This window comes from Mycobacterium kansasii ATCC 12478 (genome assembly GCF_000157895.3).
Classification (GTDB): domain Bacteria; phylum Actinomycetota; class Actinomycetes; order Mycobacteriales; family Mycobacteriaceae; genus Mycobacterium; species Mycobacterium kansasii.
Genome location: NC_022663.1, coordinates 1147440 through 1162216, shown reverse-complemented (window position 1 = coordinate 1162216; position 14777 = coordinate 1147440). Strand labels below are relative to the sequence as shown.

Genomic DNA, 14777 nt, shown 5'->3' with positions numbered 1-14777 from the left:
GAAGCGGTCAGGCCAGTCGGTCAAAGACCGTCGTTCCTATCGGGCTGGGATCGTTCCAGATATAGATCGGCCCGATGGAGAAGGGGTAATTCCCGGTATTGAACGGATTGCCCGAGGACACAACGGTTGGGGAGTTGGCAGCAGTGACCGTCTGCGTGTAGAGGGGCACACCGTTGATCGTGGTGACCGTGATGGTTGTGCCTTCGGGAAGGTGATTGCCGACCGCCAGGTCAGGCACCAACGATTGTGGGATGGTTCCGCCCACGCCGCCGGAATCGATGTATGCGGGAACGGTCTGCGGCAGCCCGTTGTTGATCTGCACCTGAACCATGGTTCCCGGCGCTCCATTGAGCTGGACGATGGGCGGCAGTGAATTTGGGCCGAACTCCAGCAAACCGCGAGGCATATTGATGAGCACACCCTGATTCATGCCGACCGGCAAAGCCGCATTTGTGGGCGTGGCGAACGGAAACATGTTGTTGGGACCCACGCCCAGATAGGCGGGTAACAACGAAGGGTCGATGGGGTGGCTTGGCGTACCCAGATATGCGGAGGTGGCGACCGCAACGGTGGCCGACGGGCTGACAATTCCGTTCCCGAAATTCACGGTCGTTTGATATGTCTGGTAGTCGATGTAGAGGCGACCGGTGTTGCTGAGGCCGTAACTGACGGAGCCCGTCCCGGTGGGCGGGCCGAGAGCCGCCACATTGACATATTGCGGTGGGACCAAGAGTCCGGTGGAGCCGGAGTCGACGATGACGGGCAGACTTGGTCCGCCGCCCACCGAGATGTTGAGCAGCGGGTTGCCGTATTGATCCACATAGATCAGAGTTTGGTTCGGGGAAAGCAGGGTGCTGATGCCGGCGGTGCCGGTGTGCCCCCACAGCAAACCGGCACGGCCGCCAATGCCGCCGACGCCGCCGGGACCGCTGGCCCCGCCGGTGCCGCCGTCACCGATCAGGATCGCGGGCCCGCCGGCACCTCCGGGCGCCCCACCGTAAACGCTGCTGCCGCCGGTACCGCCGGTGCCGATCAGACCCGCTGCCCCGCCGGCCCCCCCGGGCACTCCGGCCCGCGTGCTGATGCCGCCGGTTCCGCCGTTGCCGTACAGCCAGCCGCCGGGCTTGCCGGCCGTCCCCACGCCTTGAGCGTTGGTGTACCCGTCGGCGCCGTTGCCGAACAGCGGGCGGCCGGTCAGCTCCAGAACCGGCTCATTGACCGCGTTCGCCACGTTTGTCGCAAGCTGGGTGATGTTGGCGACCTCGGCGGCGGCATAGGCATTCACGCCCGCCAGCACCGTGCGGGTGAATTGGTCATATGATGCCGCGACCTGTCCGGCCAGCGCCTGATACTGGCGACCGTATTCGGCAAACAGCGTGGCCATCACTGCCGAGACCTCATCGGCGCCGGCGGACAGCAGCGCGGTCGTCGGGACGACGGCGGCGCTGTTCGCGGCGCTGATTGCTGAGCCGATACGGGTCAGGTCCGTCGTCGCGACCGCCGCCGGCTCGGGCGCCACGCTCACGAACGACATCTCGTACCTCCCGTCCGCCAACACTTGTGCCGTCGCCAGATGAGGATCTGCATCGGCGATGAAACAGCGATGAAATTATTCTGATATCGCCTGCAGTGGCTTGTACACGGTTGCATGAAAATAGGTTCGGCGTGGCTGTGCGGAGGAACCAAGCCACCTGTTGTGGTTATCGATCCCGCATCGACCGCGCAGGACTTGAAAACCAAAGTACCCGAACGATTTTCTAGAACGTTACGCTCGCCGTGCATTGTGACCGCGCGGGTGGACCACCTGCGGCCACCAGAACCAGCGGCCCAGCAGCGTGGCGATCGACGGCATCAGCAGGGTGCGCACGATCAACGTGTCGAGCAGCAGCCCGATACAGACCGTCGACCCGAACTGGCCGAGCACCCGCAATTCGCTGCCCAGCATGGCGGCCATGGTGAAGGCGAACACCAGACCCGCGGCCGTCACCACCCCGCCGGTGCCGGCCATGGAGCGGATGGTTCCGGTCTTGAGTCCGGCATGGATCTCCTCGCGGAAACGCGAGACCAACAGCAGGTTGTAGTCGGACCCCACGGCCAGCAGGATGATGACCGACAGCGCCGCCACGATCCAGTGGATCTTGAAGCCGAACAGATCTTGCCAAATCAGCACCGACAACCCGAAGGACGCGGCGATCGAGCTGGCCGCGGTGCCGACGATAACCAGCGCGGCGACCACGCTTCGGGTGAGCAACAGCATGATCATGAAGATCAGCGTCAGTGCCGACACCACCGCGATCATCAGATCGTACTTTTCGCCGTCGGCCATGTCCTTGAACGTCGCGGCGGTGCCCCCGAGATACACCTTGGCATCCGAGAGCGACGACTGCTTGAGACCCTCCTGGGCCGCGGTGCGCTCGGCGTCGACGCGCGAGATTCCCTCCGGGGTCATCGGATCGCCCTGGTGGGTGATGAAGAAGCGCGCGGACTTGCCGTCCGGCGACAAGAACATCCGAAGCCCGGTCTGGAAGTCGGGGTTGTCGAAGGCTTCCGGTGGCAGGTAGAAGAAGTCGTCGTTCTTGGAGGCGTCGAAACTCTGCCCCATGACGATGGCGGTATTGCTCAGCTCGTCCATCTGGTCGAGCATTGCCGAGAAGGTGGCCTGCATGGTCAGCGTCAGGGCCTTGGTGGTCTTCATGGTGTCGATCATCGGCGGGATCAGCACCAGCATCTCGTGGGTGGCGGTGGCGGTGCGCTGGATGTCCGCGGTCAGCTCGTCGAATTGCCCGGCCAGCTGGTCGAAGCCGTCCAACGAGTCGAACAGCGACCGTATCGACCAGCAGATGGGAATGTCGTAGCAGTGCTTCTCCCAGTAGAAGTAGCTTCGTATCGGACGCCAGAAGTCGTCGAAATCGGCGATGTGGTCCCGTAATCGGTTGGTGATATCGGCTGTTTCCGCCGTGGTCCGCGCGCTGTCGTCGGCGGCGCTGGAAAGTTCTTGGGTCACCTGGTACATGCGCTGCATCGTGTCGATCATGAATTGCATTTCGTCGGCCATCTTGGTGATGTCGGCCATGCGGTCCTTCAGGAACGCCATGTTCTGCATGGTCGTCTGGCTTTGCATGCTGTTCTGGAATGGTATGGAGCTGTGCTGAATTGGGATGCCCAGCGGTCGGGTGATGTCCTGGATCATGGCGATTCCGACGACCCGGATGACGTTCTTGGCCACCTTGTCCAAGACCAGCATGTCGGCGGTATTGCGCATGTCGTGGTCGGCCTCGATCATCAGCATGTCCGGGTTCATCCGCGCTTGGGAGAAATGCCGGTCGGCGGCGGCTTGCCCGAGGTTGGAGGGCGCTGCGGCCGGCAGGTAGTAGCGGTCGTTGTAGCTGGTCTTGAAGGTCGGCAGCGCGACCATGCCCACCAGCACGATCGCACCGCTGACCGCCAGAATCGGTGCGGGCCAACGCACCACGGCGGTGCCGACGCGCCGCCACAGCCTGCCTTTCCGGGCCGCCCGCCGGGACTCGAACAGGTGGAACCGGCTGCCGACGAAGACCACCGCGGGACCCAGCGTCACCCCGGCCAACACCACCACGAGCATGCCGATCGCCACGGGCGCGCCCATGGTGTTGAACCAGGGCAGCCGCGCGAAGCTCAGGCAGTAGGTCGCCCCGGCGATGGTCAGTCCCGAGCCCAACACTACCGGGGCCACCCCGCGAAAGGTGGTGTAGTAGGCGGTTTCTCGGTCCTCGCCGGCCCGTAGCGCCTCCTGATAGCGGCCGACCAGGAAGATCCCGTAGTCGGTGCCGGCGGCGATCGCCAGCATGGTGAGGATATTGGCGGCAAACGTCGTGAGCCCGAAGACGTTGTGGTACCCCAGAACCGCGACCACCCCGCGCGCGGAAGCCAGCGCGATGCCGGTCATGAACAACTGGACGAGCGTGGTGACGATGGAGCGGTAGACCAGCAGCAGCATGATGGCGATGGCACCGAGGGTGAACAGGGTGATCTTGGCCAGGCTGGCGTTACCGATGATGTGCATGTCGTCACTGAGCGCGGCGGGACCGGTGACGTAGGCCCGCACTCCGGGCGGCGGCTGGTTGCGGTCGATCACCTTTCGGACGGCCTCGACGGATTCGTTGGCCAGCGTGGTGCCCTGGTTGCCGGCGAGGTTCAGCATGACGTAGGCGCCCTTGGCGTCGGCGCTCTGCGCGCCGGCCGCGGTGAGCCGGTCTCCCCAGAAATCCTGGATGTGCTGGACGTGCGTGCGGTCCTGACGCAGCTGGCGAATCAGGTCGTCGTAGTAGTGGTGCGCGTCGTCGCCCAGCGGCTGCTGACCTTCCAGGACGATCATGACCGTGCTGTTGGAATCGAACTCCCGGAAGTTGTGCCCCAACAGCATCATCGCTTTCATCGACGGCGCGTCCAATGGCGTCATCGGCGCGGAATGTTCCTCGCTGACGACTTCCAGTCGCGGCACGGCGACGTTGACGATGACGGTCAGCACCACCCAGGCCAGGATGATCGGCACCGCGAAGATACGGATGGTGTGGGGGATGACGGGCCGGTGCGGGTGGCTGCTGGGGCGGGTCTCGGGGTCTTGGGTGCTGATCGGGCTCGTGGCCGCATCTTCCACGTGTGTCATGCGGATTTCACCAGGCAGAAGGTCTGAGGGTTGACGCCATCGGACTTCTTCTCTTGCCGGACGACACCGTCGACCGTGATGCGACAGCCGATCCGGCTGCCGTCGCCCTGAGCCATGATGTTGGCGCTCACCGAGGGCAGCGTCGTCGAGATCGTCACCGACCACGGCAGCGGTGCGGCGTTGACCTGGTGGGTGTTGGCGTCGGCATCCCAGTAGTTGATGTTCGCGGTGCTGCCGGGCGGGCCGAAGACCTCATAGGTGACGACCTTGGGGTTGAATTGCACGATCTCGATCCCGCCGCCGGCGTTCGCGTTGAGGTCCTGGGAACCGAAGATCCGGTGCAGCCGCATCACCACCAAACCGGAGACCGCAAGCACGATCACCAGGACCAGCGGTATCCATAGGTGCCTGGTCACGCGGGTAATGCGAATCGTTCTCACTTGACCGCCTTCCGCTCACCGCCAAAAGGTCGTCGCGGCCCACCCGGTAAGCCAGGCCCGGTGCAGACAGAACCTTTGCTTGGCTAAGCACCTTACTCTTAGTGCACGTGACCGTTCCTCGGGGGTGCCGGTCGGCTGCCGGACCCGGCGCTAGCGCGCCACGCGGCCGGTGACGGGAGGCAGATCGGCAAGGGTCACAATCCCCGGTTTCGCGGCCACCACCGCCGGCACCGCGTTGGTGACCGGCATCGCGGTGTAGATCATGCCCAGGCCCATGAAACCCGGCTCCGTCCAATCCTTCGGCGGCAGGCAGTGCAGCACGGTGCGCATGTTGGGCAGCCCGAATACCTGGATGACGTGGCCGTGCTCCAGCGGTTTGGGCGGCACCACGTGGTTGCCCATGGTCCAGTTGAATCCCACGCTGACGACGTTGCGGTCGCCCTGCCAGCCGCGGTGGTAGCCGTAGACGCTGCCGACGGTGCCGGCGGGGATCTTCATGAACCCCAGATCGGTATCCGCGGTGGCCGCCGTGAACGTCACGTCGAAGGTCACCCGGTCCAGCTTCGCCCCGATCGCGTCGGCCATCATGGCTGCCGATTCGGCGAAGACCTCGCTTTCGGACCGCACGCTCTCGGCGAGGCCGGGGGTGTCGGGATCCTGCGAAAAACCCATGGCCGTCTGCGTTTCCGCCGACTCGTAGGTCGAACAGTCCACCGATTCGGTGATGCGGATTTAGTCCACCCGCTCACAGGCCGCGCTGAGCACCATGCCGACCATGTTGGTCATACCGGGATGCGCGCCGCTGCCGAAGATCGTCGAGCCGCCTCGTTCGCAGGCAGCGATGATGCGCTCGCGGTCCTGCGGTGTCTGCTTGCCGCCGGTGATCCAGGCCGCGCTGGTGCACACGTTGACACCGGATTCCAGCAAGCGCACCAGTTCATCGATGTTGGGCCACAACGGGTTATAGCAACATGCGTCGGCGCCCAGCGCCAGCAGCGCGTCGATGTCGTTGGTGGCCTGCACGCCCGTCGGCTCCGGCCAGCCGGCCAGGTCCGCGGCGTCGACACCGACCTTTTCCGGGCCGTGCGCGTACACGCCCACCAATTCCATGTCGGGCCGGTCGATGATGGCGTGCAGCGATCGCCGCCCGATGTTTCCGGTGGTCCACTGGATCACGCGCATTGGGCGGTCCGTGCTCATCTAAGGCTCCTTTGCCGGTTGCGATGAGACCCATTATTGCTGCGATATTCAGATGCGCGGGGGCACGGGTATGTGCCAGAGTCGGTTTCGTGACCGTCGCCGCGCCAAAGGCTTTACCGACATCCCTGACACTTCGTAGCCCGACGGAGGACGACTGGGCGTCAATGTACTTCCTGGCGGCCGCCAGCTTTCCGGACTTCATGGGTCCTCGTCCGGCCAACACCTGGCGCAGTCTGGTACCCGCTGATGGTGCAGTGGTGAGTTGCGACGGTGGCGACGTGGTGGGCATGGCGCTGTATCTCGACCTGCGGTTGACGGTGCCCGGCGGCGCGGTGCTTCCAGCGGCCGGCCTCAGTTTCGTCGCGGTTGCCCCCACCCACCGGCGACGTGGACTACTGCGCCTGATGTGCGCCGAATTGCATCGTCGGATCAGCGATTCCGAGTACCCGATGGCGGCGTTGTATGCCAGCGAGGGCGGCATCTACGGCCGGTTCGGCTATGGGCCTGCCACCGTACTGCAGGAGCTGACCCTCGACCGGCGCTTCGCCCGTTTCCACCTCGACGCACCCGATGGCGGAAGGGTCCGGTTGGTGAATCCCGCCGAGCATCGCGACGAGTTCGCTGCGATCTACGAGCGCTGGCGGCAACAGGTGCCCGGCGGGCTGGCCCGTCCTGACGTGCTTTGGGAAGACGCGCTGGGCGAATGCACGAATTCACCACGCGGTGACACAAGATTGTTTGCCTTCCTGCACACCGACGGCTATGCGTTGTATCGGGTGGACGCCACGGATCAGAAGCTGGCGCGTGTCGAGGAGCTGCGAGCCGTTACCGCCGACGCGCATATCTCCCTATGGCGTGCGCTGCTGGGGCTTGACTCGATGGAGCGAGTCAGAGTTATCACCCATCCGGACGACCCGCTGCCGTTCCTGCTCACCGATACGCGATTGGCCAGCCCGACATTTCGCCAAGACGGTCTGTGGCTGCGAATCATGGATATCCCGGCCGCGCTCGAGGCGCGTGGCTATTGTGCCGACCTCGCCATGGTGATCGGTGTATCGGATGGGGGGCGATATCGGCTGCAGATCCGGGATGGACGTGCCCTCTGTAGCCCGACCGATGCGTCGGCGGACGTCGTGCTGGGTCGTGACGTGCTGGGCAGTCTGTACCTCGGGGTGCACCGGGCGTCCACGTTGGCCGCGGCGAACCGGCTGCGCACCAGGGACTCTGGCTTGGTGAATCGGCTTGATGCAGCGTTTGCCAGCGACGTCCCGGCCCAGACGGCGTTCGAGTTCTGAAGGACTTGCCACCGTTACTTACTACAGTCTGGCAAGCTCGTATTCGGCCGATGTTTCCGGTGGTTCACTTTGATTACCCGCAGCGGACGGTCTGCGCTTTCGAAGGCACATCTGCCGCTGCGACGGGACCCATTATTGCCGCGATCGCTCCCCGTCACTCGCCGCTTCAGTTGCGCGGCCGGGCAGCGATCCTGAAATTCCTATGGCCCCATGATCGCCAGACCCCAGTCCAGGTGGCCGTGCCATACCGTTGCGATGCGACCGCCTTGGACCGCGGGCTTCGGGTCCGAGATCGGGCCACCGGCGGCCCGGATCGCGCTCACGGTGGCATCCAGGTCAGGAGAACGCAATGCCAGCCCGATCAGCGCCGGCTCCGCACCGCTGGCCACCACCTCGATGAATGCCTCGCCAACACGGTAGAACGCCATTTCCGGACCGTCTGGCCCACGCGGATGAAAGCGGCGGCGCGGCGGGGTGCCCAATGTCGCTGTGAGAGCGGTGGTTCCGGTGTCCAAGTCGGGCACCGTATACACGACGTGGTCGACGTGCGTCACCCCGCACGGGTGCACCGCACCGGCAAGTGCCGGGCGAACCGTGGTCGGGATCCCGAGAATTGCTGCGTCGCCGTGGGTTTCGTCGAAACCCCAGCAACGCTCGTCGGTGAGCGCACAGCACACCCGGCCGATTTGGATCTCGCGGTCGTCGACAGTGAATCCGAGTGCGGTCCATGCGCGCTCATCTCCGGGTACACCGAGCCAGGTCAGCGCGGTCATGTCGCCGATACGGCGGTTCGGCCACCCGTGTTGGCGGCTGGCTCAAAGCCGGACAAGCTCGTAGTCGCCGAGGTGGTCGATGAGGACGTGCAGGTGGTCCTGGGCGGAACCCAGAGTGTGCTCGATCGCGGTGAGCCGGGCCGCGTAGTGTCCCACCGGATATTCCGCGGTCATTCCGATGCCGCCGTGCAACTGGATCGACTCCTGCGCGATGTGGCGGGCGGACCGGCCCACCTGCAGCTTGGCCCGGGACGCGATCAGCGGGTCGAGGTTGCCGTCGGCGATCGACATCGCTGCGTAGAGATCCATGCTGCGGGCCATTTCCAGCGAGACGTACATGTCGGCGGCACGCTGGGTCAGCGCCTGGAACTTGTTGAGCGTGACGCCGAATTGCTTGCGGGTCTTGAGGTAATCGGTGGTCAGGCGCAGGGCTTCGGACATCGCGCCGACCGCTTCCGAGCACAATGCCGACTGGATGCGAATGATGGCGTCGCGGATCGCCGATGACGCGTCTTCAGCGGCCTCGCCCAGAGGTTCACCGGGCGTCTGGTCCAGGTCAATCTGGGCGCCGCGGTGGGCGTCGAATGTCGGGTACGGGTGCCGGGTGACAGTCTCGGCGTCGACCAGGAACAACCCCACGCCACCGTCGGGCAGTGCGGCGCTGACCACCAGCGTGTCGGCGCAGTCACCGGCCAGCACCGGATTCTTATGTCCGCTGAGCAGCCACGAATCTCCTTGCCGCACAGCGCGAGTCGAGATATCGGCGGATGGCGTCCGGTGGCCGGGCTCCTGGTGCGCGAACGCCAGCAGCAGCTGCCCGGCGGCGACGTCGTCGAGCAGCTGTAGCTGTGCGTCGTTGCCCAGCTCGGCGATGAGCGCACCCGGTGCCAGCGCGGCATGTACCACGGGTTCGGGCGCCAGCCGCCGCCCGACTTCGGTCATCACGACCATGATCTCGATCTGCCCGGACTCGGCCGGGTCGAATCCGAGGCTCAAGATCCCGGTGTCGGCGAGTTGGCTCCACACCTCGCGGCTCCAGCCGAGCTCGGTGCCGATGACCTTGTTGCGGCTCTCCGCGTCGTAACTGCGCGACAACAGGTCGCGGGTGGTGTCACGCAGCAGCGTCTGCTCGTGGCTCAGCTGAAAATCCATGACTGCCTCACAATCCCAGAATGGTGGACGCGATGATGTTGCGCTGCACTTCGTTACTGCCGCCGTAGATGGACGTCTTGCGGTAGTTGAGGTAGCGGGCCGCGCTGGTTTGTGCCCAAGTCGGCGAAGCGATCTCGTCGCCGTGGGAGCCGTCTGCCGGCAGCGCATCGGGACCGGCCACCTCGACCAGTAACTCGGTGGCGATCTGTTGCAGTTGGCTGCCGCGGAGCTTGAGCACCGACGATGCCGGGTTCGGCTTACCGTCTGCGGAGTCCGACACCACCCGGGCCTGGGTGAGTTCCAGTGCCAGCAGCTCGTTTTCGGCTTCGGCCAGTCGTGCCGCGAACAGCGGATCGTGCAGCAAGCCCGTCTGCGCGGCATGCTTTTTCACCTCGGCCAGGCGCACCTTGGTGCGGCCCACCCCGGCGATTCCGGTGCGCTCGTTGCCCAACAGGAACTTCGCGTATGTCCAACCCTGATTCTCTTGTCCGACAAGCTGATCGACGGGTACCCGGACGTCGGAGAAAAAGACCTCGTTGACCTCGTGGCCGCCGTCGATCGTCTTGATCGGCCGCAGGGTAATGCCGGGCGTGGCCATGTCGATGAGCAGAAACGAGATGCCGGCCTGGCGTTTGGGCGCTTGCGGGTCGGTGCGCACCAGGCAGAAAATCCAGTCCGCGTACTGGCCCAGCGTCGTCCACGTCTTCTGTCCGTTGACCACGTAACTGTCGCCGTCGCGGACCGCGGTGGTGCGCAGCGAGGCGAGGTCGGAACCCGCCTCCGGCTCCGAGAAGCCCTGGCACCACCAGATGTCGATGCTGGCCGTCGGCGGCAGGAACCGCTGCTTGATCTCCTGGGAGCCGAATTCGGCGATCACCGGCCCCACCATCTTGGTGTTGAAGTTCAGCGGTTCCGGGACACACGCCAGTTGCATCTCGTCGGCCCAGATTTGGTGTTGGGTGGGTGTCCAGTCCTTACCGCCCCAATCGACCGGCCAATTCGGTACCGCCAGCCCGTGATCGTTGAGGATCTTCTGGCAGCCGACGATGTCGTCCTTGCTCAGCGAGTCGCCGCGGCGCACCCGGTCACGAATGTCTTGGGGGATCTGCGTGGTGTAGAAGGTGCGAAGCTCGTCGCGGAAGGCGGCTTCGTCGGTCGTCAGCGCCAGCTTCATCGGTAGCCTCCTGTGTCGGGTGACCGCCGGTGCGTGCCCCTCGTGGAGCTGGAACCATCCGCATGGCCACCGGCAATCCTGCCCTGCACGTTAGGCGTCGGGCGGGGCCGAACGTCAACCGGGGTGGCGCGGCCGTGGTCAGCCTCGGTCGCGCCGCCACCAGAGGGAGCCGGCGAGCCAAATGTGATAGGCCGCGGACGGTACGGATGAGGTCACGCATTCACAGCCCTGGTTTCATCCACAGACAGGCGTCGCGACGCGGTGGTCGGGGATCGTGGTGGCGGTCGACGCACCTACCGTCGGCGCCATGCGAACTGAACTGCCTGCCGAGCGCTTGCATCGCCGGCTTGGCGCCGACCCGGATTGCCGGCCGGCCGCCAACCCGGCTGCCGTCGAAGCCGAGAGCGCCGATGAAGGCCCGGACGACGACCCGAACTCGCTGTTGCCGCGCTGGCTTCCGGCGACAACCGGCAGCCATGGATGGCTGGCCAAGGTGCGCGCAGATCCGGGACGTGCCGGTGCCATCGCGTTGGCGCTGGTCGCGGCCCTTGCGGTACTGGTCACCGTGTTCACGTTGCTGCGCGACCGGCCTGCTCCGGTAATGTCGGCCAAACTTCCCGCGGTGGAACGGGTTTCAGGGCCGTCGGGAAGCGGCCCGAGACCGTCGGCGACCCCGGGGCAGCCGCCCGGCCCGGACCGGCCGGTGGTGGTCAGCGTCGTCGGACTGGTGCACACCCCGGGACTGGTCACCTTGGCTCCGGGTGCGCGGATCGCCGACGCCCTGCAGGCCGCCGGCGGCGCGGTCGACGGTGCGGACACCATCGCCCTGAACATGGCTCGCCAGCTGGTCGACGGGGAACAGATCGTGGTCGGGCTGGCGCCGGTTCCGGGGCAACCGATTACGCTGCGCAGTTCGATCGGCGCGGGCACCCCGGCGCCGGGACCGGCCACTTCCGGCGCTCCTCATCCGGGCACCCAGCCGAGCTCCAAGCCGGCCGAGGTGCTCGATCTGAACACCGCGACGGTGGAGCAGCTGGACACGCTACCCGGCGTCGGCCCGGTCACCGCCGCCGCGATCGTCGCGTGGCGGCAGGCCAACGGCAGGTTCACCAGCGTCGACCAGCTCGCCGACGTCGACGGCATCGGCCCGGCGCGGCTGGAAAAACTGCGGTCCCTGGTCCGTGTCTGACGCCGGTGCACCCCCTGACCGGGCCCGTCGACCCCGTTCCCGGCGCTGCGGCGCGGCTGGATGTGCGCCTGGTTCCGGCCGCGCTGACCAGTTGGGTGGTGACCGCGGCGGGGATCGGGTGGCCGGTCGGCCGGCCGTGCGCATCCTGCTGCCTGATGGTGGCTACCGGCTCGGCCGCGCTGTGGTGGCACGCCGCGCGCCGGCCGAAGTGCCCGCCCCAACTGCGCGCCATCAGCGCCGCCCTGGTGGCGGTCGGTGTGGTGGGCGCCGGGTATGGATTCGCGATCGCGTTGCGAGCCGATGCGGTCGGGCGCCACCCGATCAGTGCGGCGTTCGGAACGTCCGCGCCGGTGACCGTCACGCCCAGCGAAACCGCCCTGTCGCTGGGGGCCGGCCGATTGATCTTCCGGGCGACCATCCAACGGCTACGGGACGACGAAATATCGGGCCGGGTAGTCGTTTTCGCACGGGCGTCGGAATTCGGCGAGCTGATGGCAGGCCAGCCGGTGCGGTTCACCGCGCGCATCACCCGGCCGACGCGCCGGGACCTGACGGTCGCGGTGCTCACCGCGGCGGGCCGGCCGCGAACCGTGTGCGCGGGTCGTGCGGGTGCGGTGTACCGGGCCGCACACACCGTTCGCGGCCGGTTTGCCGCCGCGGTTCGGGAGGTGTTGCCTGGCGATCAGGCCGCGATGCTGCCCGCGCTGGTGCTCGGCGACACCTCGGCAATCGGCCCGGCGACCGGCCGGGAATTCCGCGCGGCAGGGATGACGCATCTGACGGCGGTGTCGGGTGCCAACGTCACGATCGTGTGTGCGGCAGTGCTGTTTTCGGCACGGCTGGTCGGGCTGCGCGCGGCCGTCGGGCTGACCGTGGCAGCACTGGCGGCATTCGTCGTCGTGGTGCAGCCGACGGCCAGCGTGTTGCGGGCGGCCGTGATGGGCGCGATCGGCCTGGCGGGAATGCTGTCTTCGCGGCGGCGACAGGCGATTCCGGCGCTGTCGGCCAGCGTGCTGGTGCTGATGGCCACGGCACCCCAGCTGGCCGTCGATATGGGTTTCGCGTTGTCGGTGGTGGCGACGGCCGGGCTGGTCGTCATCGCTCCGCTGTGGTCGCGCCGCTTGGTCGCGCGGGGCTTGCCCAAACCGCTGGCGGATGCGCTGGCCGTCGCCGCGGCCGCGCAGGTGGTGACGGCTCCGCTGGTAGCGGCGATCTCCGGCCGATTCAGCCTGGTTGCGGTGTTCGCCAACCTCGCGGTCACAGCGGTGATCGCCCCGATCACCGTGTTGGGCAGCGCGGCAGCCCTGCTGGCCGTCCTGTGGCCAGCCGGGGCGCAGCTGTTGATCCGCTTCACCGGGCCGGAGATGTGGTGGGTGTTGCGGGTGGCGCATTGGGCGGCCGGTGTGCCGATGGCGACGGTGCCGGTCCCCGAGGGCCCGGCCGGCGCGCTGCTCGTCGGCGGCGTCACCGTGCTGGCGGTTGCCCTGTGGCGATTCCGGTGGTTTCGTCTTGCGACGAGTTGGGCGCTGGTGGCCGCCCTGGGATGCCTACTGGCCTGGTCGCTGGCCGGTCTGGTCGGTCCCACATGACACCATCGTGGGGTGAGCGAGATTTCGCCGTTGCATTTGGTCCTGGGCGACGAAGAACTGCTGGTCGAACGGGCGGTCGGGGAGATACTGCGGTCGGCGCGGCAACGCGCGGGAGCCGGCGCCGGCCCGGGCGCCGATGACGTGCCGATCAACCGCCTGCGCGCCGGCGACGTCAGCACCTATGAGCTCGCCGAGTTGCTGAGCCCCTCGCTGTTCGCCGACGAGCGGATTGTCGTGCTGGAGGCCGCCGCAGAGGCGGGCAAGGATGCCGTCGCGATGATCGCGTCGACCGCTGCCGACCTGCCACCGGGCACCGTGCTGGTGGTGGTGCACTCCGGCGGCGGGCGAGCCAAAGCCCTGGCCGGTCAACTGCAGTCGCTGGGCGCGCAGGTGCATCCGTGCGCGCGGATCACCAAGCTCAGCGAACGCCTCGACTTCGTCCGCGGTGAATTTCGTTGTCTGCGCGTCAAGATCGACGACGAGACCGTGGCAGCGTTGCTCGATGCGGTCGGTTCGGAACTGCGTGAACTCGCCGCGGCCTGCTCGCAGCTGGTCGCCGACACCGGTGGTCACGTCGACGTGGCGGCGGTTCGCCGCTATCACAGCGGCAAGGCCGAAGTGAAGGGCTTCGACATCGCCGACAAGGCCGTCACCGGCGATGTGGCCGGAGCCGCCGAAGCGCTGCGCTGGGCCATGATGCGCGGCGAGCCGCTGGTGGTGCTGGCCGACGCGCTGGCCGAAGCGGTGCACACGATCGGCCGGGTGGGCCCGTTGTCCGGCGACCCGTACCGGCTGGCGGCGCAACTGGGCATGCCGCCCTGGCGGGTGCAGAAGGCGCAAAAGCAGGCGCGGCGCTGGTCACGCGACAAGGTGGCGACGGCGATGAAGCTGGTCGCCGAACTGAACGCCAACGTCAAAGGGGCCGTGGCCGACGCCGACTATGCGCTGGAATCCGCGGTCAGGAAGGTGGCCGAGTTGGTCGCCGACCGCGGCTAGGACTCAGCCCAGCTTGTTGAGGGTCCGCGCCAGGGCCGACTTCTTGTTGGCCGCCTGGTTCTTGTGGATCACGCCCTTGCTGGCCGCCTTGTCCAACTTGCGGTTGGTCGACACCAGGAGCTCCGCGGCCTTCTCTTTGTCGCCGGCGTGTGCGGCCTCGCGAAACGCCCGGACAGCGGTACGCAGCGACGACTTCACCGACTTGTTGCGCAGTCGGGCGCGTTCGTTGGTCCGGTTGCGCTTTTGCTGCGACTTGATGTTGGCCACGCGTTGATTCCTTATGTCGATTCGGGGATTGCTCGGGCGCCCCAGTCGCCCGACAAC

11 protein-coding genes and 1 pseudogene are annotated in these 14777 nt (G+C 66.6%); 4 read left to right on the top strand and 8 right to left on the bottom strand.

Annotated features, from left to right (window positions below; all coding sequences use genetic code 11):
• Nucleotides 1–7: 7 nt before the first annotated feature.
• From MKAN_RS32475 to MKAN_RS04930, 4 genes and pseudogenes are all read right to left on the bottom strand, one after another.
• Nucleotides 8–1534: a PecA family PE domain-processing aspartic protease gene (locus MKAN_RS32475; protein ID WP_023365779.1), complete on the bottom strand. Its 1527-nt coding sequence runs from the start codon at nucleotides 1532–1534 to the stop codon at nucleotides 8–10.
• 231 nt (nucleotides 1535–1765) lie between these two features.
• A complete protein-coding gene (locus tag MKAN_RS04940; protein ID WP_023365777.1) occupies nucleotides 1766–4645 on the bottom strand; it encodes an MMPL/RND family transporter in 2880 nt (959 codons plus the stop codon).
• A complete protein-coding gene (locus MKAN_RS04935; RefSeq protein ID WP_099184953.1) occupies nucleotides 4642–5070 on the bottom strand; it encodes an MmpS family transport accessory protein in 429 nt (142 codons plus the stop codon). The genes MKAN_RS04940 and MKAN_RS04935 overlap by 4 nt, the downstream gene beginning before the upstream one ends.
• 165 nt (nucleotides 5071–5235) lie before the next feature.
• A pseudogene (locus MKAN_RS04930) lies at nucleotides 5236–6285 on the bottom strand (NAD(P)H-dependent amine dehydrogenase family protein).
• A 164-nt stretch (nucleotides 6286–6449) separates the two neighbouring features.
• On the opposite strand from MKAN_RS04930, the gene MKAN_RS04925 reads away from it, so the two are divergent.
• The gene (locus MKAN_RS04925) at nucleotides 6450–7580 is read left to right on the top strand and encodes a GNAT family N-acetyltransferase (protein ID WP_023365773.1); all 1131 of its coding nucleotides are present in this window, start codon (nucleotides 6450–6452) and stop codon (nucleotides 7578–7580) included.
• 200 nt (nucleotides 7581–7780) lie between these two features.
• Here MKAN_RS04925 and MKAN_RS28670 read toward each other — a convergent pair whose 3' ends face one another.
• From MKAN_RS28670 to MKAN_RS04910, 3 genes are read right to left on the bottom strand one after another with little or no spacing between them, the layout of a single operon-like run.
• Nucleotides 7781–8353, bottom strand: a complete 573-nt coding sequence (locus MKAN_RS28670) for a VOC family protein (RefSeq protein ID WP_023365771.1) — start codon at nucleotides 8351–8353, stop codon at nucleotides 7781–7783.
• Between the two features lie 42 nt (nucleotides 8354–8395).
• A complete protein-coding gene (locus MKAN_RS04915; protein WP_023365769.1) occupies nucleotides 8396–9505 on the bottom strand; it encodes an acyl-CoA dehydrogenase family protein in 1110 nt (369 codons plus the stop codon).
• Nucleotides 9506–9512: 7 nt separating this feature from the next.
• The gene (locus tag MKAN_RS04910; protein WP_023365767.1) at nucleotides 9513–10679 is read right to left on the bottom strand and encodes an acyl-CoA dehydrogenase family protein; all 1167 of its coding nucleotides are present in this window, start codon (nucleotides 10677–10679) and stop codon (nucleotides 9513–9515) included.
• Between the two features lie 307 nt (nucleotides 10680–10986).
• Here MKAN_RS04910 and MKAN_RS04905 point away from each other — a divergent pair, with 307 nt between their 5' ends.
• Genes MKAN_RS04905 through holA form a run of 3 tightly spaced genes read left to right on the top strand, consistent with a single transcriptional unit; the run spans nucleotide 10987 to nucleotide 14453 of the window.
• On the top strand, nucleotides 10987–11868 hold the full coding sequence (locus tag MKAN_RS04905) for a ComEA family DNA-binding protein (protein WP_036392604.1): 882 nt from the start codon (nucleotides 10987–10989) through the stop codon (nucleotides 11866–11868).
• 14 nt (nucleotides 11869–11882) lie between these two features.
• Complete coding sequence (locus tag MKAN_RS04900; protein WP_371686066.1) at nucleotides 11883–13457, top strand: ComEC/Rec2 family competence protein; 1575 nt, start codon at nucleotides 11883–11885, stop codon at nucleotides 13455–13457.
• 30 nt (nucleotides 13458–13487) lie between these two features.
• Nucleotides 13488–14453, top strand: a complete 966-nt coding sequence (gene holA / locus MKAN_RS04895; protein ID WP_099184951.1) for a DNA polymerase III subunit delta — start codon at nucleotides 13488–13490, stop codon at nucleotides 14451–14453.
• A gap of 3 nt (nucleotides 14454–14456) precedes the next feature.
• Here holA and rpsT read toward each other — a convergent pair whose 3' ends face one another.
• Entirely contained in the window at nucleotides 14457–14720 is a 264-nt protein-coding gene (rpsT, locus tag MKAN_RS04890; protein WP_023365759.1) for a 30S ribosomal protein S20, read from the bottom strand.
• Between the last annotated feature and the right edge of the window lie 57 nt (nucleotides 14721–14777).